This window comes from Pseudomonas sp. O230, assembly GCF_045447035.1.
Lineage (GTDB): Bacteria > Pseudomonadota > Gammaproteobacteria > Pseudomonadales > Pseudomonadaceae > Aquipseudomonas.
In genome coordinates this window covers 152,623-177,080 of sequence record NZ_JBJGXN010000003.1, presented here as the reverse complement: position 1 = coordinate 177,080, position 24,458 = coordinate 152,623, and the positions used below count along the sequence as shown (strand labels likewise).

Genomic DNA, 24,458 nt, shown 5'->3' with positions numbered 1-24,458 from the left:
CCACTTATATCGATGCGGTCTATCGTTATGCCTTGCAGGAGCCGGCTTGCCGGCGATGGCGGCAGACCTGCAACATTTATTTGACTGACACACTGCTATCGCCAGCAAGCTGGCTCTTACAAAGGGCTAGGGGTTACTGCACGGGCAGGAAATTGAGGAACAGCAAGCTCTGCGCGTAATTGAGGCCTATCCTCCGGTAGCGTTCGTCCAGCATTTGGGTCAGCAGGTCCAGGCGCGCGACGATCTTTCCGAACTCCACGGCGAAACTCAGGTTGCTGCCCTCTTCCGAGATCTCGTTGGAAAACAGCAAGGGTTCACCGTTTTTGTTTTGCCGCTGGCTGAGGATCCAGGTGGCTTTCTCGATGTTGCGCGCCGCGTTGCTGACGAAGACCGGGTTGATCGCATCGGTCATGTAAAACTCCAGCCGATTGCCGTGAGCGGTGACCAGCATGCTGCCGATGGCGTAGATGAAGGCGCCAACGCGGTCGCCGAGGAACTCCGGGCTCATGGCGTAACTCAGCGCCGCCAGATCCTTCTTGCCCCCCAGCGTCGGCAGCGGTTGTTGCTGTTCGATGGCCATGCGCACCTGTTTGCCGGCGGTGTGGGCGTCGAGAAATCCGGACTTTTTCAGCTCCTGCGGGTTGCGCAGGTAGAGCTTGCCCATCAGCAGGTAGAGGCTGTCGAGGTTGTCACGCATCGCCAGGGTGGCCATGCGGTCGACGCTGGTCTGGAGGAATTCCTGGGGCCGGCCTTCGCGAAACTGACTGACGATGTCCCGGCCCTGCTGCTGGCTGCAACCGGTCGTGACGAGCATCGACAACACGGCGAGCAGCAGACAATGGCGGCGAATGTGCTCAGTGGTGAGGGGTAAAACTGGGGCCATGGGCGCTTGAACTTGGCATGGGCCGGCGGGGGGATCGCCGCGGGCTGACCAAGGATAGAGCCATGGATGTCGAAAAAGTGCAGTGCCTGCCGTCCACAAACATGAGCGACCGCTTAATTAGTCATACTTTATTGTGACCGTATTGCAAATATAGTCTATAAATCCTTCCTTATCGATTTACAAATCGATAACTAGTATGACTATTTCACAAAAAACAAAAACAGGAAGGTCAACCATGCTTCTATCCCGATACCCACTTTGCGGGCTCGCAGTGTCCCTGATGATCGCCACCCTCACCTCCCAGGCCGCCGGCCTGGCCAGCGAACACAAAGCGTTCGGCAAAACCAATGACGGTACGCCCGTCGAGCAATATGTGCTGCGCAACAGCCACGGCATGCAAGCCACTGTCATCACCTACGGCGCGACGCTGCAGGCGCTTGAAGTGGCGGATAAAAACGGCAAGTTCGAGGACGTGGTGCTCGGCTTCGACGACGTACAGGGTTATCAGAGCGGCACGGCCTACTTTGGCGCAACCATCGGCCGCTTCGGCAATCGCCTGGCCAACGGCGCGTTCGAACTCGACGGCAAGCGCTTTCAGGTGCCGCTCAATGACGGCTCGAATTCGCTGCACGGCGGCCCGCTGGGTTTTGACAAAAAGGTGTGGAAAGCCGAACCGGCCAAAGGCAAGGACTCGGTTGGCGTGACCCTGACGTACCTGTCGGCGGACGGCGAGATGGGTTTCCCCGGCAACCTGAAAACCGAGGTCACTTACAGCCTCAATGACAAAAACGAGCTGCGCATCGAGTACAAGGCGTCCACCGATAAACCGACGGTCTTGAACCTGACCAACCACAGCTACTTCAACCTGGCCGGCGCGGGCAATGGCGACGTGTTGCAACAGGTCGCGACGCTGCATGCGAGCCATTACACGCCGGTCAACGGCACGTTGATTCCTACCGGCGAAATCGCGCCGGTGGCCGGCACGCCGATGGACTTCACCCAGCCCACTGCCATCGGCAAAAATATCAAGGCTAATCATCCACAGTTGAAATTCGCTGAACCGAAACACGGTGGCTTCGATTTCAACTGGGTGCTGGACGCCAAGGGTGACCAGGGCAAACTTGCCGCCGACGTCAGCGATCCACAGTCCGGGCGCCGTTTGCAGCTCTACACCACTGAGCCTGGTGTGCAGTTCTATACCAGCAACTTTCTCGACGGCTCGGTCAAGGGCAAGGCTGGCAAGACGTATGCGCACTGGAGTGCGTTTACCCTGGAGACCCAGCATTATCCGGATGCGCCGAATCAGCCGAACTTCCCCTCTACGCGGCTGGATCCGGGCAAGACGTATACCCAGAGCACTGTGTTGAAATTTTCTGCTGATTGACGCCGATCAACTGCAGGAGCTGGTTTGCCGGCGATGGCGTCCGTTCAGTCAATACACAGGTCGACTGACCACCGCCATCGCCGGCAAGCCGACTCCTGGAGGGGAAATGCGTCCGTGTCCGAAATGAGTGGGCTGCAGCAGAAGAGCCGGCGGGCCGCCTCACGATGCTTTGGCGGTACCCGCCACCTCGAACGTCTCGGCAATGAACGGAACCCATGGGCTATTCTGCTGCCAACCTAAGTATCCATCGAATACACAGGAGGTTTGCATGCGGACCCTCGAACTGGCCGGCATCCACGTACCGGTCATCGGCCAAGGCACCTGGCGCATGGGTGAAGATCCCGCTCGACACCGCGAAGAAGTCACCGCGTTGCGCCTGGGCATCGAGTTGGGCATGACCCTGATTGACACCGCAGAAATGTACGGCGAAGGGGGCGCCGAAGAAGTGGTGGGCGAAGCCATTGCCGGTCTGCGCGACAAGGTCTTTCTGGTCAGCAAGGTGTACCCGCACAACGCCAGCCGCAAGGGCATCCCCGAGGCCTGCGAGCGCAGTCTGCGGCGGTTGAACACCGATCACATCGATTTGTACCTGCTGCACTGGCGCGGCCAGTATCCCCTTGCCGAAACCGTTGAGGCTTTCGAACGCCTGCGCGAGGAAGGCAAGATCGGTCGTTGGGGCGTGTCCAATTTCGACGTCGATGACCTGCAAGAACTGGCCTCCCCGGCCTGCGCCACCAATCAAGTGCTCTACAACCTGGAGGAGCGTGGAATAGAATTTGATTTGCTGCCGTGGAGCCAACAGCATCGTCAGCCATTGATGGCGTACTGCCCGATCGGCCAGGGCGGACAATTGCTCACTCATCCGATGCTCACACAGGTGGCCGACCGTCACGCGGCGACCCCGGCCCAGGTAGCCTTGGCATGGATTCTGCGGCAGGATGGCGTCATTGCCATCCCCAAAGCGATCCGCCCTGAGCACGTACAATTGAATGCGCACGCCGCGCACTTGAAGCTTGAAGCCGGGGATCTGGAGGCGCTGGACCACGTGTTTCGCGCGCCACAACGCAAACAGCGACTGGCCATGGTCTGAGCCATCGCGGTTCTGTCAGAGGGCTTCTCATGAGAAGCACCGATCAGCTCGACGCCTTTAATCTGCAACGCTTTTTACAGGCGCAAGACCCCGTGTTCGAACGCGTGAAAACCGAACTCGGCGCGGGCCACAAACGCAGTCACTGGATGTGGTTCATCTTTCCGCAATTCATCGGCCTGGGCGGCAGCGCAATGTCGCAACGATATGCCATTCACTCGAGCGAGGAGGCCTCGGCGTACCTCAAGCATGCGCAGCTCGGCCCACGGCTGCGCACCTGCACGCAATGGGTGCTGGATATTCCGGAACGCTCGATCATCGAAATTTTCGGCCATCCGGACAATCTGAAATTCCGCTCATCGATGACCCTGTTCGCGCAGTTCGACCCGGGTGACAGCCTGTTCCACCAAGCACTAACGCGTTACTTCCACGGGATTCCGGATGACTGGACGTTATCGCTGCTGGATTCAAAACAGGCCCAACTGCCCCCCGATCAGGGTTGAGAAATCGTCATCCACGAACGGCAGAATCGCATCCGCCACCGGTTGCAGTTGCCGGGTGACGTAATGGTCGTAATCGATCGGCGCGCTGCGGATCTCCAGCGGTTCCGGCCCGGCGACGCTGATCACGTAGCTGATCCAGCCGCCGTTCTGGTATTGCCGCGGACGGCCCTGTTGATCGTTGTAGGCATCGGCGATCCGCGCCGCGCGAACATGCGGCGGCACGTTGCGTTCATAGTCATCCAGGGTGCGGCGCAGGCGCTTGCGATAGATCAGGCGATCATCGAACTCGCCCGCCAGGGTCTTGCGCACGTACTCGCGGACGTAGTCCTGATAGGGCTGGCGATGGAAGATCCGCGAATACAATTCCTGCTGAAATTGCCGGGCCAGCAGCGACCAGTCGGTGCGCACGGTTTCCAGCCCCTTGTAGACCATCTCGTCGCTGCCGTCGGCGCGCGTCACCAACCCGGCATAACGCTTTTTGCTGCCCTCCTCGGCACCGCGAATGGTCGGCATCAGAAAGCGTTTGTAGTGGGTTTCGAACTGTAATTCCAATGCGCTTTGCAGCCCGTATTCCTCTTGCACATGCGCGCGCCACCACTGGTTGACGTGATCCACCAGCGCGTGGCCGATCTGCGCCGCTTCCTGCTGACCATGGGCGCGGCGCAGCCAGACAAACGTCGAGTCGGTATCGCCGTAGATCACCCTATGCCCCTGGGCTTCGATCAGTTGCCGGGTGCGCAGCATGATTTCGTGGCCGCGCAAGGTGATCGACGAGGCCAGGCGCGTATCGAAGAAGCGGCAGCCACTGGAACCGAGCACACCGTAGAAGGCGTTCATGATGATCTTCAGCGCCTGGGACAACGGCGCGTTGTGTTCGCGCTTGGCGGTTTCGCGGCCCTCGGCGACCCGGGCGACGATGGCGGGCAGGCAATGCCGGGTTCTGGAAAAACGTGCCCCACGGAAACCGGGCACCGACTCGCTGTCGCCGGGATGCTTGAGCCCTTCAATCAGGCCCACCGGGTCGATGAGAAAGGTGCGGATGATCGATGGATAAAGGCTTTTGTAGTCGAGCACCAGCACCGATTCGTAAAGGCCCGGCTGCGAATCCATGACAAATCCGCCGGGGCTGGCCTGCGCCGGTTTGCTGCCGAGGTTGGGCGCAACAAAGCCCTGGCGGTGCATCAACGGCATGTACAGGTGCGTGAAGGCCGCCACCGACCCCCCGCTGCGATCCGCCGGCAACCCGGTAACGCTGGCCCGCTCCAGCAGGAAAGTGAGCAATTGGGTCTTGGCGAAAATCCGCGTGACCAGCTCGCAGTCCTTGAGGTTGTAGGTGGCGAGGGCCGGTTTGTCCTCGGCGAACATGCGGTTGATTTCGTCCATGCGCTGGTACGGCGTGCTGATCGCCTTGCCTTCGCCGAGCAGGGTTTGCGCGACGTTTTCCAGGCTGAACGAAGGAAAACTCCAGGTCGCCGAGCGCAGGGACTCGATGCCATCGATGATCAATCGCCCGGCGGCCGAGGCGAAGTAATGGTTGCGGCTGCCGTGCTCGCGCCACTGCATTTCTTCGCCGCCACGCCCCAGTTTCAGCGGCACCGCCAGGCGTCGGGCGTGTTCGTGCAGCACGCGTAAATCGAACTGTACGACGTTCCAGCCGATGATCGCGTCCGGGTCATGGCGGGCGAACCATTCGTTGAGCTTTTTCAGCAGCAGGGTGCGCGACTCGCAATATTCGAGCTGGAAGTCGACCCCGCAGTCGTCGCCGTTGGGCGGGCCGAGCATGTACACCTGGCGCTCACCGCAGCCCTCCAGCGCGATGGAATACAGATCGCCCTGCGCGGTGGTTTCGATGTCCAGCGACACCAGCCTGAGCGTCGGTCGATAATCGGGGGCGGGTTTCATCTGCGCGTCGAACAGCAGGCCTTCGGCATCGGGTGTACCACCGAAGATCACCGGCGCGGTGATGAAGCGCTCCATCATGTAGCGCTCCGGTGGGCGCACGTCGGCCTCGAACATCTCGACGCCGGCCTTGCGCAGCGCGGTTTCCAGGCGCATCAGTTGACCGTGCTGCTGGCAATACAGGCCGAGCACCGGACGATGTTCGAAATCCAGCAGGGCCAAGGGTTTTAGCTCGACGTTCTTTTCGCCGTGCAACACTTTTTCAGCCTGCTCGCGCTGCTCGGCCGGGATGAACGCCACCGACGGTTGATGCGGCAGACGAATACGCCGGGGCCCGGTGTCGGTCGCCAGCCAGAACTCGACTTCCGTACCGGTCGGGGTATCGCGCCAATGCCGGGTCAGGACGAAGCCCCGCTGTAAATCCACCACTGCAACCTCACCTCTGATTCAGGCCGCAATTCTACGCGTCATCGGACAACATAGGGATGCAAAGGGCTTGAAGCGTTCATTGACATGCCCTGCCACCTGTCATTTCTGACAGGTCACATCGCATTCCAACCTTGATAGCATCCCGTCCACTGTTCATCACCATGACCGACGCAACCAACGCAACCAACGCTGCAACGGAGGCGGAAGATGAGTCTCACCCTACATCGACACACGCCTTCAGTCAGTGCCATTGATGGGCGCGGCCAACGCGCTCGCGAGATTGCCTACCTGCGCAAGACCGCCGGTGCCTCAGTGGAAACGCTCGTTACCCGACAGCACCATGACGTCGCAGGCAGGCTGGTGGAACAATGGGATCCACGTCTATTCGGCTCCGCCCCCAAGCCAAACCTGACAACGGTCCATGCGTTGTCCGGTCAACCGCTCCTGATCGACAGCGTTGATTCCGGGTGGCGTCTGAACCTGTTCGGCATGGGCAGTGAAATCCGTAATCGCTGGGATGAGCGCGGTAACCGAAGTCGATACACCTACGATGCAAAAATGCGGTTGCTAAGGGTCGACGTCAACAATCAAACCAACGTCGAGGTGCTGACTTATGCGCAGGGTGATGCGGATCCTGGAGACAACTTGCGCGGGCAGTTGATCAAGAAAATCGATTCTGCGGGCTCGATGGAATTCAGTCGCTTTGGCTTGTACTACCAGCCTATGGAAGAAACCCGGACGTTGTTCGATGGTCGCACCTACATCACGCGATGGCTCTACGCCGCAGACGGCAAGCCCCTCAGCCAGACAGATGCCGGCAACCACCAGCAGCAGTCACGCTATGACATTTGCGGACAAATCAAGCGCGTGACGCTGCAAATTGACTCCAGCGGTTGCGTTCAGGACATCCTCAAGGACACCCATTACGACGCCAACGGTCAAGTCATTGAACGGCGCTTCGGTAACGGCATTGTCCAAACGTGGACCTACGACCGGGCTGATGGTCGGCTCACCAACATTAAGGCCGGTTTACCGACCCAGGCCTCAAGACAAAATCTGGAATATGAGTATGACAATGCGGGAAATGTGCTGCACATCAACGATCACACCTTCAAACCGGTGTTCTTTGCCAACCAGCGTATCGATGGAATCCGCGAGTTCAGATATGACTCGTTGTATCGATTGACCCACGCCACTGGTCATGACGCCCCCCCTCATTGCGGACTACCAGGCCGACCGTTGCCAAGCGATCCCAACAATCGTCTCAACTACAAACAGACCTACGAGTACGACAAGGGCGGCAACCTGATCAAGCTGGTTCATCGCCGCGCGGTGGGTGGTTACACCCAGGAAATGCGCATTGATCAGAACAGCAACCGTGGTGTGAGCTGGAAAGAGGGTGTGCCCGACTTCTCCAGAATGTTTGATCGCCATGGCAATCTACAGGCCTTGCAAACGGGGCAAACCTTACAATGGAACAACCGTGATGAGCTGACGACTGTCAGTTTGATCGTGCGCGAGACAGGGCTCGACGATAAAGAAACCTATCGCTACAGCAATGGCGAGCGCATCTACAAACATCATGAATGCCATACGCCAACACACACCCACTTTCACCAGGTACGTTACCTTCCCGGACTGGAAATACGCACCCGCGAGACGGGTGAAGAGCTTCATGTGATCCGACTGCCAGACGTAATCGGCAACGTGCGATGCCTGCACTGGACCCGTCGCCAGCCAGACGATATCGACCCCGATCAAGTACGCTACTGCCTCGAAGACAGCCAGAGTTCGGGCATCATGGAACTTGATCAACATGCCCGTCTGATCAGTCATGAAGACTATTACCCCTTCGGCGGCACAGCCTGTCTGACAGCGGATTCGAAACGGGAAGTCAGCTATAAAACCATCCGTTACTCAGGCAAGGAAATGGATGACAGCGGGCTTTATTACTACGGTCGACGGTATTACGCGCCTGGACTTCAGCGCTGGATCAGCGCCGATCCCGCAGGCGATGTGGACGGGTTGAACTTGTATGCAATGGTGGGTAACAACCCGATGAATTTTGTCGACAGGCTTGGGCTTAATGGTGACCTGAATCAAAAGGTAAGTAACCGAACTACCGCTATCATTGCCGCTCCAACCCTTTATCCGACGCCTAAAGTAAGCGGAGCAGCAAAACAAGAAGAAGCTAAAAAAAACAACACTGAAAGGAATCGGGATACGCAGTTTTCAACGAAATACAAAAATACAGTCGTTGTAGCACATGCGGGCGGTACGTTTGCTCAGCCTGACACCGACGCCCCTCTTTCCTTCACCGACTTTTTTAATATCCCTATAGAAAAGGAAGGCCTTACAGAAGAAAGACAGAGAGTGGTGGTAATCAGAGAGGCAGATGAAAGTCTTGGCCGAGACCACATGGCCTTTGGTGGCATCTTGAAAATCACTGATCCTGACAAATTTACCGGGTACATGAGTAACCGTTACATCGAACGGTTTCACGATACAACGCTTCCTGTCAGGATCTACCAAGGAGAGGCTGCTGCACCTATCATGTTGGGTGGCCTCGAATATGAAGTACCGGCTATTCATGAGCAAATACAGAGCCGTATCAAACAGCACATCGCCAGTGTGACCGATGGCCTGACACCTAAACAGTGGGGCCTCCCTGGTGCCCACGCAGAAGTTCAGGCGGCCAATTTTGCACTTTACCTCCAGAAAGAACTAACCGGCACGACCGACCCGGAACTGGTCCAACTGGTGACGCAATTATTGAAAGGAGCGAAACAAGCCATTGCGTTTGAAGCCTGCTTCAACTGTACGGGTATCTTGCTAGCCTCTACTCCAGCCTCAGGCCCTTTTGGAGTCCTGACCGGGAGTACGAACAATACTCCTGCCATGTGGAACGAAGTGGTTGAGCCATACAGACATCTTCAGTAATGAAAAATGGATAGACCTGAAATCGGCCTGTTGGCAACAACAGGCCGATCATTCAGTACCAGGCGAATGATTAAGCGATCTTCAATGCCTCCTGCGTCAACGTCTTCAACAACGTTTTACGTCCCTCTGACAACTGAAGGAGTTCATGTTCATACACCTCCTGCGAGATTTCGCCGGCTGATTGCCGATTGAGTAATTCCCCTGACTTTGCGTTGTACTCATTTGCATTCTGTTCGAACGCTTGAGTGAAACGACTCTTCAGGTACTTGCGCCAAAAACGCTGTTCTATTATCCGGTTCAGCAAACCATCGCCGACCTCCAGCGCCAAAATCGATTCATACGCCTGACCTATCTGCGCGTCACTCACCTCAGACATTTCTCGGAACAACATGCCACGCGATTGCCATGGCAGCTCCAGCCGATCCGCCAGACCGGTCTGAAACGCCAAATAAACTTCTACCTCGTCGATGGTGCCCGTGATATCCCCATCCTCATCAATTGCCATAAACGTTTCACCGGCCTGCAATCGGGTCTGGATTGTGGCTCGGGCGATTTCATTGACCTGGTCCAGACGGGATTTACCCTTCGCCAGCCTGACCAGGCCGGCTTCGATCTGCTCAGAGGTGCCTGCCCGCAATGCCTCATGGACCAGCACCTTGATTCCCATTTCGTTGAAAATCTGTGCGCCGGCGTCCGCGCATGAATCTGGATGGGTCGCCATGCGAAACAGTTCTTCGCGCAATGGCGTGTTCTCGGAAACAGCATCGAGCATTCTCCATACTCTTTGCGTAAGCCCCGTGCGGCTGGTGTCCTCAGCGTAATCGGCTGACTCGGTGAGTTGTTCCAGCACTTCGAAAAAACCTTGAGCATCCGGCTCCCTCTCCAGCTCATCCCAAGTCAATTGCCTGTTTTCTCGCTGTTCACCCGACAGACCTTCAAGCCAGTACACGCTGGTTTCCGTGCCCTTGGGCGGATAACTGCGTGCCGGGTCATAACCTACCGATCTCATGTAGTCATGAAATTGTTCACGACCCTGGTCAGATAACTGATCGCGGCTCAGACGGGTTCGGGCAACTAAACGTGCCTGTTCCGAACCGGCAGTCACCTGCGGAACGTGTTCGATCGGGTTACCTTGCAAATCCAACTCAAAGGTGAGCGGGCGCGGCAGCGTGAAGAGACCGGTGGGCCATTGCGCGATACCCGTGTCATGCAGATCCAACAGACTGAGTTCAGCCATTCGACTGATATCCGGCAGTTGCGACAGTAACGGGTTGCCACTCAATTTCAATGTTTGCAGTCGGGTCAGGCTGCCCAGGTCTGCCACACTTTCAGCGGTCAGTACCAGTTGATTATTGGAAAAGTCCAGGTTCTCAAGTGTCGACGAGTGATCCCGCAAGCGCGGGGGAGCGACCAAGGCGTTGTCACTCAAGTCCAATGCCCTTAATTTGGGAAAGTAATCCAGAAAATCGGAAATATCGGTACGCAGTTCGACATGGCGAAATTGCAGTGAACTGACGTGATCAAATTTTGCGTTCAATGCCGGCAGATACTCAAGAAAATCACTGGGCCAATGAAAGTCCAAATCCAGCGCGTAGCCTTGCGCCCCCGGACCTTCAGCCGCTTGCCAGCATTGCTTGAGTGCCTTGGCGAAGCGACCTTTGTGATAGCGCTGATCCATCGGCAAATGTTCACCTCTCTCAATCGCCACCCAGCTATCAAGTGCCTTGTTCAGCGCGGCGAACTCTTTTTCTCGCTCTCCGATGGCAGCCAGTGCAGTTTTTTCAGAAGTAAAGGACTGGATGAACGCTGCATAGGTCTCCTTCGTCGAACCTGGATAGAGTGTCTTGAAACGCTCCGCCAGGCTGGGCGCGACGTTTTGCTCAGTCTCCATCGCCTCGTATCCTTGCATGCCCCCCCGCAAGCGCATGACCGCAGGGTCATAGGCTGGCTTGCGAATGGGAAACCGCAAAAGCACCTTGCGAAAGTCATTCTGCGCCAGCGGATCCATTTGAAGGGCTTGCTTCAAACGAGCGCTCTGGCCGATCTGGAAGCCTAACTCCTTGCGACTGGAATCAGGCAGCGCCTGCAAGATTGACGTGTAGAAATCGTCGATGCCATGCAAGGAATTACCTTCAGCGTCATACGCTTCGAACCCCCCTTCATCGCTCAATACCAGGACTTTGCGAACAAATGAATCCGCAGGTCCGACGCTGTCGAGCAGCGGTCCATCGAACGTCAAGCCCCGGATCTCTATACGTAGATCCGGCGACCAACCCGGCAACCGCTCCACGCTGTGCAATGCCAATCGTACGGTATCGAGGTTTTCACTCGACTCCAGAAAAAGCCCCTCGTAACTTCGCAGGATACGTAACTCAAGCATCGCGGCACGGCCTGCCTGCCGCAGACGCAATGGTATTTGTCGACCTTCGCGCATTTGCAGCAATTCGGTAGGCGTCGCATTAATTAACAAGTCATCAATAACCGTTCGCGGCAACTGCACAAACTCATTACGCAATAGCTGAACAGCCTCACTGGTATCCGTATCGTCTGCACGTTCCATCAACCGATAGCGTGCGTCGACCGATGTGGACTTTCTATTCTTGGCCAATCCGGCAATCACCGCACGCAACCGGGCAGCCCGAACATCAAGGGCGATTCGACCGATACTCACTTCTTCATCAAGCAGACTTTTGATATTCGGCTCGTCCAGCCCAAGTAGCAGCGTTCTCGCCAAATCGTTGTTATCCGTTTGTGTCGCTCTGATAGGTAATGGCGGATTTGCGGCTGACTCCGGCAAATACTGCCAAAGCACATTCCCGTCACGGTCCAACAACTCGACCGCCCTCGACTCCGGCCATTTTCCATAACGCGTCAGCAGATCAAGTTGAGTTTTCCAATCAGCCTGGCCATACACGTTGGGAGCATCGCTACCTGTTTGCTCGATGAACGTCTGGACATCTTGGTCGGCCTTGAAGCGTCTGATGGTTTCGATCAGCAACGCCGGTGGCCTTTCGTGCTCGACATGCACTTTGCGCAACACATCATCTTCGACCCCACTGACTATTCGAATCCGCTCCAGGGTCTGATCAGTGAATGACTCGACACGGTGTCCCAGACGTCGCATGAGCGTGGCGCCTCGCCATGTCTCAGGGCGTTCGGACTCGTGAGTCCAGGCGCCGACGCCGTTATGGGCAAGCCGCGGGGAATAGGCATCGGCTCGAGTCGGATGTTGAATGCTGTACTTACCCAGCCGAGGTTCTTGCCTGACGACATAGTGCCTGGAATCAAGGGCGAGTACGTCTCGACCTTCATGCCGATATATCCCCTTGCTATCAGGCCGAACGCCATCTCCCAAGGTGATCGGCAGCTCATAGACGTCCAGGTCCGGTCGCCATAACTTTGATTGACCATTGCTCATCTCGACAACTTTCATGCGTTCGACGAATGGCGAGGGCTTGAATGGCAACAGTTCCCCCACTACTTTGCCGCCCACCGCGAAACCAGCGAGCTGGATGACGCTTTCAACCACCCCGACAAGATGCTCGGCCGCCTGGGTCCGCTGACCTTCGGACCATTCGATAATCCCTTCAAAAGTTTCATCCAGCACTTGATAAGCGGTATACGCCAGCATTAGCTCGCCCAACAAAGGCACAAAGGGCGCAGCCACAAAAGCGGCCACTTCAAGTATGCCCAGAGCAGTCTTCTGCAAGCTGTCCCAGCGTGCCCAACGGGACTTGGCATCCTCATCGCCAGTAGGAACCGCCATTGCCCTAGCGTCATTGAGTATTTTGTTGAGTTTCTGATGGAAGTCATAGGTCCAGAAATCCATGTCGATGCGTCCGAACCCCATCCTCAAGTGCGGATTACTAACCGGCTCGGCGCGCCATGCCGGTGCTTGATCAAACGGTATCGGTTGATGCCATTGCACTTTCGATAGCTTGTCATTGAGTTGAAAGAAAAACATTCCTCGCAACCTGTGAGGAACAAATCGACTGAAAAATCGTTGATACTCAGCGGTACGGAGTTGCGTGGCAAGTTCGGCGGCGAAAGCGACGGAAGACGAATATTGTTTGAGTGGGTGTTGCGGGTCGTGGGGCACATAAGCAATGATTTGTTCGGTCGTCCCGCTGCGGTCAGAGCCTGCCGTGATAAGTACGATATCCGACAGACCGATGTCCATCATCGTCAACCCAAAACACTGCATCGGTTTACCACGCAACATCAATGTGCGGTGCCCCTCAACCAACTTGAGAATCATACGGTGAACGTCAAGATCAATGTCTTGTTTCATAAGAGCCATAACGCTGGCAGCACGCATAGCATCTTTATGACTGCTCTGAATTCTATGTTTTAACAGCGCCTGCGCCACCGGATTAGACAGACCTATAAACTCTTTTATATAGGCCTGATATTTAGCGCCAATATCCAATTCCCGACACAATGCGATGAAGCCTTCGACAGACAGCCTGGATTTTATCGGCACGACCTCGAAATGACCGATTTCAGAAGGCTGGGTGATGAAATCGCTGGCCTTGTCAAAATAGCCTGCCCTGGTCTCCTTTAATTCGAAATTTTGCAAGGAGGCTTCAAGCAGCGACAGTGTCCGCACATCAAACCCGACGACAATGCCCTTCGGGCTATAAAGCCGCAGGCAAGTTGATCTGACATTCACATTGATGTTGTACCGGTCTTTCAATGCCGCTATCAAAATCGACTCGGCAAAAAATTCACTCCCCTGAAGTTTTTTCATGGCTTTATCACTCTCGCGGCGTGAAAACCACGCGAGTTCAAAAGCACGTTTCATTTCATCACGAAGTTGCACAGAGGCTTTGTCATACCAAGGCATCGCAGGTCCCGCAGCACTTTTTAAAGAACTGCGCTGTTCGGCGGTACTACTCGTCAGCCAGCCGGGAGCAACGTCGGTAATAAACGTTGCGTGTCGACTCTGATGAACCGCCCCAGGAATTGAATTGGGTGTTAAGTGACTTTCCGTTAGAGCATAAAGCATTATGATTTGTCATCCATGAACTATAAGAGCGCAAGCCTATCTGATCTTCCGACCCTCAACGCCCTGTATATGTTTCAAGGCTTTAGCCCTACTACTAAAATTCCGTAAACAATTAACTTATCCATCAGACTTTATGATTCAACTTCGCAGGTTGCGCGTCGTCCTTTCAACTGCGGCTCGATATCCTGCGTAGCCAGATAGCGCAACGGCTCTGTGCCGTCGTTGGCGACATCGAATATCACCAGCCGGTTGATCCGGATGCTGCAAGACTGGAACCGGCTTGCCCTGGTGTTGGCTTGATTACCGGGCCAGTCGACACATTCCCGCCGGGTAGCCCACGTTCCTCCACTGAATACGTGAGGTTTATCGAAGAAAAACTGCTGAATGACGTTTTTTGCGCGTTATCTGCCGCTTTCTCCCTTGCCCTCAGCGCTTGCGTCTACGATTCTTCAACAACAACGACAACACCCGAGAAGCCACCATGAAAACCGTCGCCCAACTGCTCAAGTTGAAAGATCAGAAAAATCAGGAAGTGCATCAGATCAAACCCGATCACATGGTGCTCGAAGCACTGATGAAGATGGCCGAGAAGAACGTCGGTGCCTTGCTGGTGGTAGAGAATGACGAAGTGCTGGGCATCATCAGTGAACGTGATTACGCACGCAAACTGGTGCTGCATGGCCGCTCTTCGGTGGGCACGCCGGTGCGCGACATCATGGTGTCTCCGGTGATCACCGTAGACACCCATCAAACCGTCGATACTTGCCTGGGCATCATGTCCGACAGGCGTCTGCGTCACCTGCCGGTGGTGGAGAACGGCAAGCTGATCGGCTTGCTGTCGATCGGCGACCTGGTCAAGGAAGCGATTGCAGAGCAGGCGGAACTGATTCGCCAACTGGAGCAGTACATCCGCGGCGAATAATGCGAGCCCTGTAGGAGCCGGCTTGCCGGCGATAGCGGCGCATCTGCAACAGACATGTGACTGACGCACCGCCATCGCCGGCAAGCCGGCTCCTACAAGGATCAATGGTGTTCAGTTTGGCCAATGCCGCGCAAAGACCGGTGCCAGTGCCGGGTGCCGGTCGATTCGCTCAAGCCAGGCAAAAAAACCGGGCCGGGCGCTGCGCAAATGCTCCCGACTGCCCGCCCACCGTGAGATCACCGCCGCCAGTAGATCCAACGCACCGGGTGTCTCGATGCCCAGGTACAACTCGCCCGAGAACTGATCGGCAAACACCTCCCAACTCCAGTGCAACCGTTCGCGAGCGCCGGCCATGAGGTTGTCCCGTGAGGGTTTGTCGGCCACCAGCAACCAGCGCTCGGGATAATCGATGATGCCGATCGCCGCATAACAATTGCTGACGATGTACACCAGCCCCCGAATCGCCTGATCGCGCTCGGCGGCGTCATCCGGCAGCAGTTTCGACTTGGGAAACGTTAGCCCGAGATGAATCAAAATCGCCGCACTTTCGCTGAGAATGCTGCCGTCAGGCAGTTGCAGGGTCGGAATCTGCTTCAGCGGGTTGAGCTTCTCCAGGGCGTCAGCCGCCTCGGTGGATAACTCGACGTCAATGAAACGGTAAGGAATCTCGCACAGCTCCAACGCGGCTTCGATGGCGGCGGCGCCGGAGTTCTGGTGTCCGTATAGCTGATACATATCGCGCTCCTGGCGAGACGAACAGGTAGTCAGTAGACGAGTGGGCACAGGTCACGTTCCCTGCCATTTGGCGGATCGATGCAGGTAAGATGCGCGATCCCGGGGCACTCTTTTAATACCCCCGCAGCCCACGTCAAGGAACGAACATGCGCCAACAGGATGGCCAACGCGCCGCACTTTTTCGGACCTTCGGGTTCATTCTGGCCTGCCTGGCCCTAAGTGCCTGCTCGCCTAGCGACCACTCGTCATCGGCCAGTCTAGCCGGTGAACAAGGGCGTGGCGGGGCCATGCTCGCCTACGAACACGAATTGCAGCTGTTGCTGCCCCAGGCACAGATTGCCCCGCGTTTGCAGGCGACGCGTGAAGCGTGCGAAACCACGCGCTTCGGCGCCTGCAACGTCTTGCGCATCGAACAAGGCGCTGGCCGCGCCGACATCACCTTGCGCATTGCACCTGCCGGTGTCGAGCCGTTGGTGGCGATGGCCGCCGAGGGTGGCGAACTGGGTCAGCGGATCACCAGCGCCGAAGACCTTGCCGATGCGGTGGACGACACCCGCCGACGCCAGGAACGACTCAAGGCTCAGCAACAGCGTCTGGACGAACTGGCGACCCGCAAAGACATCAGCGTCACCGATCTGATCACCCTGAGCAAAGAGCAGGCCGGGATCGAAAACGATCTGCAAGCCCTGGCGCAGATTGCCGCCGGGCACCAGCGGCGTCTGGACACCAATCGGGTCACGCTGTCGTTCCTGCCGACTGGCGCCAGCAGTCGCTCGTCGCACTTGAGCCAGGCGTTCAACAATTTGCTCGACAATCTGGCTGACGGTGCCGCCGACGCGCTGGAAAAAACCAGTTACGCGCTGCCCTTCCTGATCCTCGCGTTCCCGCTGTTCATGCTGTGGGTCTGGTTGTGGCGCAAGTTTGTTCGACGCCGGACCTGAGTCGGGCGTGTGCCACCTGCATTCAATTATTTTTTTTGGCCACTGCATCCAAATCGCTTTCCGCCGGGTAGTCCCTGTAGCAGCCCTTGTTGCTGCACAGCGGATGACTCATTAACGGAGAGAATGTCATGAACGCCAGACACCTGATTTGCCTTGCTGCTTTGTTCGCCGCCGTGCCTGCGGCCTTTGCCCAGACCGGTCTGCCCGACAGCATCAAGGTTCCGGACGGGCACAAGGTCGCCATGGAAACCACCGGCGTCGGCGAGATCACCTACGAATGCCGTGACAAGGCCAACATGGCCGGCCAGACCGAATGGGTATTTGTCGGGCCCAAGGCGGTGCTCAATGATCGCGCTGGCCAGCAAGTCGGCACTTACTTCGGCCCGCCTGCGACCTGGCAAGCGAAGGATGGCTCGAAAGTCACCGGCACCCAACTGGCCGTCGCGCCGTCGAGCCCGGGCAATCTGCCCTATCAACTGGTCAAGGCCAATCCGGCCGAGGGCAAAGGTGCGATGAGCGGCGTCAGTTACATCCAGCGCGTGGCCCTCAAAGGAGGTGTCGCCCCGAGCGCCGAGTGCACGGCGGCCAACAAGGGCAAGCAGGAAGTGGTGAAGTATCAGGCGGACTATATTTTCTGGGCGGCCAGCTAACCCCCCGGCCTGACGCGATCCTCTGTAGGAGCCGGCTTGCCGGCGATAGCGGCGCATCTGCAACAGACATGTGACTGACGCACCACCATCGCCGGCAAGCCGGCTCCTACGCGAAGGGGGATTGTTTGCTAGATTACATTCGGACTGCCCCCATAACGGCTGAGATCTTTGTCCTTGCCTGAACCCATATTCGACTATGAAGCTCACCTCGCCGCCTGCGGCCGGGGCGAGCGTCAGGCCCTGCGGGATTTGTATGTGCAGGAGAGTCCGCGTCTGCTCGGCGTTGCCAGGCGCCTGGTGCGCGACACCGCGCTGGCCGAAGACATCGTCCACGACGCGTTCCTCAAGATCTGGACCGGCGCTGCAGGTTTCGACCCGACGCGGGGGTCGGCAAGGGGCTGGATGTTCAGCGTGACCCGGCATCTGGCGCTCAACTTCATCCGTGACAACCGCCGCGAAATCCAGGGCGATATCGACGTGCAGAACGACGCTGAGACCTTCGATGCCCAGGTGCACTCCTCACGCATTCATCTGTGTCTGGAGCAGTTGGACCCTGCGCGGCGCAGTTGCATCCTGCACGCCTACGTCGACGGTTATTCCCACGCGCAAATTTCACACAAGCTCGGCACCCCGCTGGGCACCGTCAAAGCGTGGATCAAACGGAGCCTGACGGCATTGCGGGAGTGCATGGGATGACAATCAGGCCGGTGGATGAGACCCCGGAACAACTCGACGAACTGGCCAGCGAGTATGTGCTGGGCACGCTCTCGGCCGACCAGCGCAACGCCGTTCAGCAACGCCTGCCCGACGATGCCGAACTACGCACGGCGGTCGACACCTGGGAGCGTCGCTTGTTGGGCCTGACCGACTTTGCCCAACCCGAGACGCCCTCGCCCGCGCTGTGGCAACGTATCGAGCGCAACGTCAACGCCCTGACCCGACGGCCAACGGTCGAACCGTCATCCTGGTGGAATCGCTTACCGCTGTGGCGCGGGCTCGCCGGTGCGGGGCTGGCGGCCACGTTGCTGCTCGGCACGCTGCTGCTCACGCAAACCACGGTCAAACCGACCTATCTGGTGGTGCTGGTCGCGCCACAAGACAAATCGCCTGGCTGGGTGATTTCGGCCAGCAATCCCAGGGAAATCCAGTTGATACCGCTGGGGGTCGCGCAGGTTCCGGAAGACAAGGCGCTGGAGTTCTGGACCAAGGCCGAAGGCTGGCAAGGGCCGGTGTCGCTGGGCTTGGTCAAACCGGGGCAAACGCTGTCGGTACCTGTGGATAGACTGCCGCCGCTGCAACCCGACCAATTATTCGAACTGACCCTGGAAAACCGCACCGGCTCACCGATCGGCAAGCCTACCGGGCCGATTCAATTCATCGGGCGGGCGGTGAAGGTGATTTAAGCGCGATCAGCCCAGCGCCGCGATCCATCATTGCCGTCGATGTTCACCATCACGTCAATGAAGTTCTCTTAAAAACTCCGGGGCGTAACATCGCCTCCATACCAAACAACTACACCCCGGAGCACACCACCATGAAACGCCAACTCTTCCTCAGCATCGCTTTCTCGGTTTTTGCAGTTAACGCTTTTGCCGCTACCTCTGCTCACCCGGTTGTCGCTGAAGGCGGCTCGGATCGTCTGATTGAAAGTCGTGTGGCTGAGGGTGGTTCGGATCGTTTGATCGAAAGCCGCGTTGCCGAAGGTGGTTCCGACCGTCTGATCGAAAGCCGCGTTGCCGAAGGTGGTTCCGACCGTCTGATCGAAAGCCGCGTTGCCGAAGGTGGTTCCGACCGTCTGATCGAAAACCGCGTTGCCGAAGGTGGTTCCGACCGTCTGATCGAAAGCCGCGTTGCCGAAGGTGGTTCCGACCGTCTGATCGAAAGCCGCGTTGCCGAAGGTGGTTCCGACCGTCTGATCGAAAGCCGCGTTGCCGAAGGTGGTTCCGACCGTCTGATCGAAAGCCGCGCGGTATGAATGAATGGCTTTGCAGCAACACTCGACAAAAAACCCGGCCTCACCCGCCGGGTTTTTTTATGCGTGTTTTGCGACCGATCACTTCCCCGCCCGCGCCATGCAGCGCTGATAACGCTCGTCGACCCGTTTGGCAAACCACGCTGTGGTGAGTTTTCGGGTGATTTTCGGGCTCTGCAACACGATCCCCGGCAATACCGCACGCGGCAATGAACGGCCTTCGGCCTGCTCGGCCAATTCGAAAACCCGCTGATACAACGTGCTGTCCTCGAACTCGAGACTTTTGCCCTTCTCCAGTTGATCCCGAATGGTCGGATTACGCAGGTTCAGTTGCTTGCCGAGGGTGCGCACGGCCAGTTCCGTGGTGCCAGGCATGATCGAGTCGTAGCGCACCAGATCCCCGTCCAGCGCCAGGGGAATCCCCGAAGCACGGCTCACCGCGTTCTGAAACGCGGCGTTGCGACTGGCGTACCAACCGGCGTTGAAGTCGGCGAAACGGTACAGCGGCTGTTTGTAACTTACCGGATAACCCAGCAAGTGGGCGATGCCGAAATACAGACCGCCGCGACGGCTGAACACTTCATGCCGAATCGTGCCGTCCACCGGGTACGGATAATCCCGCGCCTGCTGCTCGGCGAAGTCGATGCTGACCTGCATCGGCCCACCGGTGTGCACCGGATTGAAGCCACCGAACAGCGTGCGGCCCATGGGCACCATGCCGATGAAATCATCGAAGATCGCGCTCAATTCCTTTTCACTGCGCGCGGCATTCAGCCGGTCGCTGTAGCTTGTTCCGGTGCTGGAACGCACTTGCAGCGCCGCGCTCACCAGCAGGCCCGGGATGTGGACTTTGGCGGCGCGGCGGTCGATTTCATCCCGGGCGATCTTGCCCAGGCCCGGCACCGGCGGGTCCACCTGAAAGGTCGACTCCTGTTCCGTGACCGCCAACACCGAGCACAGGTTTTGCGTGGACGGGTCAATTTTTTGTGCAGCAAACGCCGCGTAGATGTCCGTGGCCCAGCCTTGGCGATCGACGGTTTTCGCCGGCAGCAGGCGCACGATCTCGGCCCTGACCTCGTCGGGCTGACGGGCCGGGGCTTGCTGGGTGCGCTGAGTCCCGCAACCGGCCAGCACCAACAGCGCCGCGACGCTCGTGATCAATCGATTGGCTTGCATGGCGCTCCATCAGATCCGTTGAACCGGGTTAACCATACGATCAATCGCATGGCGCAGGCTATGACTGTGCCGACGCGGCACTGTTCCCGTGGGAACGAGCTTGCTCGCGGTGGCTGACTCGATTTTAACGGACAGACCGGCTGGCGCAGGCGCCATCGATAGCCTTCACTTAAAGCTCACCGCCTGATCCCACGGCGCCGGCCATTGCGCTGGAGATCCCATGAACCGTAGCGACGTCCTGATCATTGGCGCGGGGCCCACCGGGTTAGTCCTTGCGTTGTGGCTAAGCAAATTGGGGATCCGCGTGCGGATTCTCGACAAGACCTCGGCTCCCGGCACCACTTCACGGGCGTTGGCCGTGCAGGCCCGCACACTGGAACTCTATTGCCAACTCGACCTTGGCGCCGCCGTGATTAAGGGCGGTCATCGCGTGGCGGCGGCCAATTTCTGGGTCAAGGGTGAACCCGTGGCGCGCTTGCCGTTGAGTCGGGTTGGCGAAGGTCTGACGCCGTACGCGTTCCTCGAAATCTTCCCTCAGGACGAGCATGAGCGGCTGCTGATCGAGCGTCTGGACACCTTTGGCATCCAGGTCGAGCGCAACACCGAGCTGGAGAGCTTCGAGGAAACCGGCGACGGCATCACCGCACGGCTGCGCTTGCCCGATGGTCAACAGGAAACCTGTCAGGCCTGTTACCTCGCCGGTTGCGACGGTGCGCGCTCGCTGGTACGCAAAACCCTCGACAGCGGATTTCCCGGCGGCACCTACCAGCAGATTTTTTATGTGGCCGACGTGCGGGCCAGCGGTCCGGCGTTCAATGGCGAGCTGCACCTGGACCTTGATGAAGCAGACTTTCTCGCGGTGTTCCCTCTCGCGGGCGAAGGTCGCGCGCGGCTGATCGGAACGGTTCGTGACGAACGCGCCGAGCACGCCGAAACCCTGAAGTTTGAAGACGTCAGCCACCGCGCCATCGACCACTTGAAGGTGCAGATCGAACAGGTGAACTGGTTCTCGACCTATCGCGTGCATCATCGGGTGGCCGATCACTTTCGCAGCGGTCGCGCGTTTCTCTTGGGCGACGCGGCCCATGTCCACAGCCCGGCTGGCGGCCAGGGCATGAACACCGGGATTGGCGATGCCATCAACCTCGCCTGGAAACTCGCCGCCGTGTTGAGCGGCGCGGCTGCCGCGCATCTGCTCGACACGTATGAAACCGAGCGCATCGCGTTTGCCCGCAAACTGGTCGCCACCACCGACCGGGTATTCAGTTTCGTCACCGCCGAAGGACGCATGGCAGATTTGCTGCGCACGCGCCTGGCGCCGTTTCTGCTGCCGAAAATGGCCTCGTTCGAGACCTCCCGGGAATTCCTGTTTCGCACGGTGTCGCAGATCACCCTCAACTACCGTGGAATGCCGTTGAGCACCGGCGTTGCCGGGCATGTTCACGGTGGTGACCGCTTGCCTTGGGCGCACGACGGTGAAGGGGATAATTTCGGGCCGTTGAAGTGCCCGAGCTGGCAGGTGCATGTGTACGGCGACACCAGCGACGAAATGATTGCCTGGTGCAATGAACATCATCTGCCGTTGCATGTGTTTGACTGGCGGCCGGCGTTTGAAACGGCCGGCCTTGGGCGCAACGGGTTTTATTTGTTGCGGCCGGATACCTACGTGGCGATTGCCGAGACGTGCTCGGATCCGAAGGTGATCGCGCGGTACTTCCGGGATCGCGGGATACGGCCGTTTTTTGATGCTCACTGATTCAACACAGTCCAAATGTGGGAGCGGGCTTGCTCGCGATGGCGGTGTGTCAGTCGACAGTTGAATTGACTGATACACCGCCATCGCGAGCAAGCCCGCTCCCACAGAGGTTTTGTGTATTTTTTAGATCCCGGCCAGGGCCAGGTCCATCGCGAAGTAGGTGAAGATCAAATCCGCCCCCGCCCGCTTGATCGCCCCAAGGCTCTCACGCACAACGCGATCCTCATCGATTGCCCCGGCCTGTGCGCCGAACTTGATCATCGCGTACTCGCCGCTGACCTGATACGCCGACAGCGGCAGGCGCGAAACCTCGCGAATGTCACGGATGATGTCGAGGTACGCGCCGGCCGGTTTGACCATCAGTGCGTCGGCGCCTTCCTGCTCGTCCATCAGCGATTCACGCACCGCTTCGCGGCGGTTCATCGGGTTCATTTGATAGCTTTTGCGGTCGCCCTTGAGCGCGCTGCCGCCGGCTTCACGGAATGGGCCGTAAAGCGCCGAGGCGAATTTGGTCGAATAGGCCATGATCGCGGTCTGGGTGAAACCGGCGTCATCCAGCGCCCGGCGAATCGCCTGCACCTGGCCATCCATGGCCGCCGACGGCGCGATCACATCGGCACCGGCACGGGCCGCCGCGACGGCTTGTTTGCCGAGGTTGATCAGGGTCTGGTCGTTGTCGACTTCGTAGTTGTGCAGCACGCCGCAGTGACCGTGACTGGTGTACTCACAAAAGCAGGTGTCGGACATCACGATCATGTCCGGCACTGCGTCCTTGGCGATGCGCGACATGCGCGAGACCAGGCCATTGTCGCTCCAGGTGTCGCTGCCGCTGCTGTCCAGATGATGGGACACGCCGAAGGTCATTACCGACTTGATCCCAGCACGGGCATAGCGCTCGATCTCGCCGGCCAGTTTCGATTCCGGAATGCGCATCACGCCGGGCATGCTCTTGATCGGCACGAAGTCGTCGATTTCTTCCTCGACGAAAATCGGCAGCACCAGATCGTTCAGGCTAAATTCGGTTTCCTGGAACAGGCTGCGCAGGCTCGCATTGCGGCGCAGACGGCGTGGACGTGCTTCGGGGAACTGGCTGGACATGGGGGTTTCCTGAAAAAACGGGGACGAGACGAACGTCGTAGGGGGCGAAAGCTTATGCCCTGTGTGCTATCAGTGACAAACCTCGGCGGAGGAAAATCCATTACCTGTTGGCAACAATTACCGCATCCACACAAAACACTGTGGGAGCGAGCTTGCTCGCGACAGCGGTGGGTCAGTCAACATAGATGCTGGATGATCCGGCCTCATCGCGGGCAAGCCCGCTCCCACAGGTCATAGCGTCAGGGTTCCGGAGATACAGGTCACGACGGAACCGCCAATCCAGATCTCATCGCCCACCTGCTCGACCTGGATACGTCCCGCGCGACCCATGGTCAGACCCTGACTGACCACGTAGGACGCCGGCGCCAGCCCTTCGCTGAGCAGCCATTGCGCGATGCCGGCATTCAAGCTGCCGGTGGCGGGGTCTTCCGGCATGCCGTCGCCGGAGATGAACGCGCGCACTTCGAACTGTGCGTCATCGCCGTCACGCTCGGGATGCCACGGCGCGATCACGCCAACCGCGAGGCCAAGCATCTGCGTATGGTCTGGTTGCAGATCCAGCACCTGCTGGCGATCCTCGACCATCACCGCCAGCCAGCCCGCACCGTTATCAACCCACTGCGCCCGCACAATGGCGTCCGGTTCCAGCCTGAGCCCGCGCCGCACGCGCGCCATGACATCGGCCTCCACCGGCCCGGTCTTGAGCAGTGGTGGTGCGAGAAAAGCCAGCTCGACGCCTTGTCGACGCACCCGCACCAGGCCGACGCCGCATTCCTGAATGATCTCCTCGCCCTTGGGCACGCCACCGGCTTCGAGCCAGGCATGACAAGTGCCCAGGGTCGGGTGACCGGCGAACGGCAATTCGTTCAGGGTGGTGAAAATCCGCACCCGGTAATCGGCCCGAGGGTCCTGCGGCGCGAGGATGAACGTGGTTTCACTGAGGTTGGTCCACGTGGCGAACGCCGCCATGCGCTCATCGCTGAGCTCGTCGGCGCCGAACACCACGGCCAACGGATTGCCCTTGAGCGCGACGCGGCTGAAGACATCTACTTGCTTGAAATCGAATGCGTGCATG

Annotated in this window: 18 protein-coding genes; 11 read left to right on the top strand and 7 right to left on the bottom strand. The window is 58.3% G+C overall.

The window, feature by feature from the left end:
* Nucleotides 1-133 precede the first annotated feature (133 nt).
* Nucleotides 134-883 carry a hypothetical protein gene (locus ACI77H_RS07140; RefSeq protein ID WP_407011198.1) on the bottom strand — a complete coding sequence of 250 codons (750 nt, stop codon included), beginning with the start codon at nt 881-883 and terminating at the stop codon, nt 134-136.
* Between the two features lie 235 nt (nt 884-1,118).
* Between ACI77H_RS07140 and ACI77H_RS07135 the strand changes: the two genes are divergently transcribed.
* From ACI77H_RS07135 to ACI77H_RS07125, 3 genes are all read left to right on the top strand, one after another.
* Complete coding sequence (locus ACI77H_RS07135; RefSeq protein WP_407011196.1) at nt 1,119-2,267, top strand: aldose epimerase family protein; 1,149 nt, start codon at nt 1,119-1,121, stop codon at nt 2,265-2,267.
* A 268-nt stretch (nt 2,268-2,535) separates the two neighbouring features.
* Nucleotides 2,536-3,357: an aldo/keto reductase gene (locus tag ACI77H_RS07130; RefSeq protein WP_407011195.1), complete on the top strand. Its 822-nt coding sequence runs from the start codon at nt 2,536-2,538 to the stop codon at nt 3,355-3,357.
* A gap of 29 nt (nt 3,358-3,386) precedes the next feature.
* Nucleotides 3,387-3,857 carry a DUF1810 domain-containing protein gene (locus ACI77H_RS07125; RefSeq protein ID WP_407011193.1) on the top strand — a complete coding sequence of 157 codons (471 nt, stop codon included), beginning with the start codon at nt 3,387-3,389 and terminating at the stop codon, nt 3,855-3,857.
* Here the strand turns inward: ACI77H_RS07125 and ACI77H_RS07120 are convergent.
* On the bottom strand, nt 3,822-6,182 hold the full coding sequence (locus ACI77H_RS07120; protein ID WP_407011554.1) for a DNA polymerase II: 2,361 nt from the start codon (nt 6,180-6,182) through the stop codon (nt 3,822-3,824). The two genes, ACI77H_RS07125 and ACI77H_RS07120, sit on opposite strands and share 36 nt — an antisense overlap.
* A 210-nt stretch (nt 6,183-6,392) precedes the next feature.
* Between ACI77H_RS07120 and ACI77H_RS07115 the strand changes: the two genes are divergently transcribed.
* Nucleotides 6,393-9,125 (top strand): RHS repeat-associated core domain-containing protein, encoded by a 2,733-nt coding sequence (locus ACI77H_RS07115; RefSeq protein WP_407011191.1) that lies wholly within the window; start codon nt 6,393-6,395, stop codon nt 9,123-9,125.
* A gap of 70 nt (nt 9,126-9,195) precedes the next feature.
* Here the strand turns inward: ACI77H_RS07115 and ACI77H_RS07110 are convergent, their stop codons facing one another.
* On the bottom strand, nt 9,196-14,133 hold the full coding sequence (locus tag ACI77H_RS07110) for an NEL-type E3 ubiquitin ligase domain-containing protein (protein WP_407011189.1): 4,938 nt from the start codon (nt 14,131-14,133) through the stop codon (nt 9,196-9,198).
* A 481-nt stretch (nt 14,134-14,614) separates the two neighbouring features.
* Between ACI77H_RS07110 and ACI77H_RS07105 the strand changes: the two genes are divergently transcribed.
* Nucleotides 14,615-15,055: a CBS domain-containing protein gene (locus tag ACI77H_RS07105; protein WP_007944798.1), complete on the top strand. Its 441-nt coding sequence runs from the start codon at nt 14,615-14,617 to the stop codon at nt 15,053-15,055.
* 111 nt (nt 15,056-15,166) lie between these two features.
* Here ACI77H_RS07105 and ACI77H_RS07100 read toward each other — a convergent pair whose 3' ends face one another.
* Nucleotides 15,167-15,790, bottom strand: coding sequence for a glutathione S-transferase (locus ACI77H_RS07100; RefSeq protein ID WP_407011188.1), 624 nt, complete (start codon nt 15,788-15,790; stop codon nt 15,167-15,169).
* 146 nt (nt 15,791-15,936) lie between these two features.
* On the opposite strand from ACI77H_RS07100, the gene ACI77H_RS07095 reads away from it, so the two are divergent.
* The 5 genes from ACI77H_RS07095 to ACI77H_RS07075 all read left to right on the top strand — a co-directional run bounded on the left by ACI77H_RS07095 (nt 15,937) and on the right by ACI77H_RS07075 (nt 19,356).
* The gene (locus tag ACI77H_RS07095; protein ID WP_407011187.1) at nt 15,937-16,731 is read left to right on the top strand and encodes a DUF4349 domain-containing protein; all 795 of its coding nucleotides are present in this window, start codon (nt 15,937-15,939) and stop codon (nt 16,729-16,731) included.
* Nucleotides 16,732-16,859: 128 nt separating this feature from the next.
* Entirely contained in the window at nt 16,860-17,381 is a 522-nt protein-coding gene (locus ACI77H_RS07090; RefSeq protein ID WP_407011186.1) for a DUF3455 domain-containing protein, read from the top strand.
* Nucleotides 17,382-17,555: 174 nt separating this feature from the next.
* Nucleotides 17,556-18,077 (top strand): sigma-70 family RNA polymerase sigma factor, encoded by a 522-nt coding sequence (locus tag ACI77H_RS07085; protein ID WP_407011185.1) that lies wholly within the window; start codon nt 17,556-17,558, stop codon nt 18,075-18,077.
* The gene (locus tag ACI77H_RS07080; RefSeq protein ID WP_407011184.1) at nt 18,074-18,784 is read left to right on the top strand and encodes an anti-sigma factor domain-containing protein; all 711 of its coding nucleotides are present in this window, start codon (nt 18,074-18,076) and stop codon (nt 18,782-18,784) included. Before ACI77H_RS07085 ends, ACI77H_RS07080 begins: the two co-directional genes overlap by 4 nt.
* A 131-nt stretch (nt 18,785-18,915) precedes the next feature.
* A complete protein-coding gene (locus ACI77H_RS07075) occupies nt 18,916-19,356 on the top strand; it encodes a phage infection protein (RefSeq protein WP_407011182.1) in 441 nt (146 codons plus the stop codon).
* Nucleotides 19,357-19,434: 78 nt separating this feature from the next.
* Here ACI77H_RS07075 and ACI77H_RS07070 read toward each other — a convergent pair whose 3' ends face one another.
* Nucleotides 19,435-20,529: a DUF1615 domain-containing protein gene (locus tag ACI77H_RS07070; RefSeq protein ID WP_407011181.1), complete on the bottom strand. Its 1,095-nt coding sequence runs from the start codon at nt 20,527-20,529 to the stop codon at nt 19,435-19,437.
* Between the two features lie 220 nt (nt 20,530-20,749).
* Between ACI77H_RS07070 and ACI77H_RS07065 the strand changes: the two genes are divergently transcribed.
* Nucleotides 20,750-22,285 carry an FAD-dependent oxidoreductase gene (locus ACI77H_RS07065; RefSeq protein WP_407011180.1) on the top strand — a complete coding sequence of 512 codons (1,536 nt, stop codon included), beginning with the start codon at nt 20,750-20,752 and terminating at the stop codon, nt 22,283-22,285.
* Between the two features lie 123 nt (nt 22,286-22,408).
* Here the strand turns inward: ACI77H_RS07065 and hemB are convergent, their stop codons facing one another.
* Nucleotides 22,409-23,383, bottom strand: a complete 975-nt coding sequence (hemB, locus tag ACI77H_RS07060; protein WP_407011178.1) for a porphobilinogen synthase — start codon at nt 23,381-23,383, stop codon at nt 22,409-22,411.
* Nucleotides 23,384-23,614: 231 nt separating this feature from the next.
* A complete protein-coding gene (locus ACI77H_RS07055; RefSeq protein WP_407011177.1) occupies nt 23,615-24,457 on the bottom strand; it encodes a PhzF family phenazine biosynthesis protein in 843 nt (280 codons plus the stop codon).
* Nucleotide 24,458: the final 1 nt, after the last annotated feature.

Coding starts and splice junctions, on each gene's coding strand:
- ACI77H_RS07140 (WP_407011198.1), bottom strand. CDS start 883: ATGGCCCCAGTTTTACCCCTCACCACTGAGCACATTCGCCGCCATTGT.
- ACI77H_RS07135 (WP_407011196.1), top strand. CDS start 1,119: ATGCTTCTATCCCGATACCCACTTTGCGGGCTCGCAGTGTCCCTGATG.
- ACI77H_RS07130 (WP_407011195.1), top strand. CDS start 2,536: ATGCGGACCCTCGAACTGGCCGGCATCCACGTACCGGTCATCGGCCAA.
- ACI77H_RS07125 (WP_407011193.1), top strand. CDS start 3,387: ATGAGAAGCACCGATCAGCTCGACGCCTTTAATCTGCAACGCTTTTTA.
- ACI77H_RS07115 (WP_407011191.1), top strand. CDS start 6,393: ATGAGTCTCACCCTACATCGACACACGCCTTCAGTCAGTGCCATTGAT.
- ACI77H_RS07110 (WP_407011189.1), bottom strand. CDS start 14,133: ATGCTTTATGCTCTAACGGAAAGTCACTTAACACCCAATTCAATTCCT.
- ACI77H_RS07105 (WP_007944798.1), top strand. CDS start 14,615: ATGAAAACCGTCGCCCAACTGCTCAAGTTGAAAGATCAGAAAAATCAG.
- ACI77H_RS07100 (WP_407011188.1), bottom strand. CDS start 15,790: ATGTATCAGCTATACGGACACCAGAACTCCGGCGCCGCCGCCATCGAA.
- ACI77H_RS07095 (WP_407011187.1), top strand. CDS start 15,937: ATGCGCCAACAGGATGGCCAACGCGCCGCACTTTTTCGGACCTTCGGG.
- ACI77H_RS07090 (WP_407011186.1), top strand. CDS start 16,860: ATGAACGCCAGACACCTGATTTGCCTTGCTGCTTTGTTCGCCGCCGTG.
- ACI77H_RS07080 (WP_407011184.1), top strand. CDS start 18,074: ATGACAATCAGGCCGGTGGATGAGACCCCGGAACAACTCGACGAACTG.
- ACI77H_RS07075 (WP_407011182.1), top strand. CDS start 18,916: ATGAAACGCCAACTCTTCCTCAGCATCGCTTTCTCGGTTTTTGCAGTT.
- ACI77H_RS07070 (WP_407011181.1), bottom strand. CDS start 20,529: ATGCAAGCCAATCGATTGATCACGAGCGTCGCGGCGCTGTTGGTGCTG.
- ACI77H_RS07065 (WP_407011180.1), top strand. CDS start 20,750: ATGAACCGTAGCGACGTCCTGATCATTGGCGCGGGGCCCACCGGGTTA.
- hemB (WP_407011178.1), bottom strand. CDS start 23,383: ATGTCCAGCCAGTTCCCCGAAGCACGTCCACGCCGTCTGCGCCGCAAT.
- ACI77H_RS07055 (WP_407011177.1), bottom strand. CDS start 24,457: ATGCACGCATTCGATTTCAAGCAAGTAGATGTCTTCAGCCGCGTCGCG.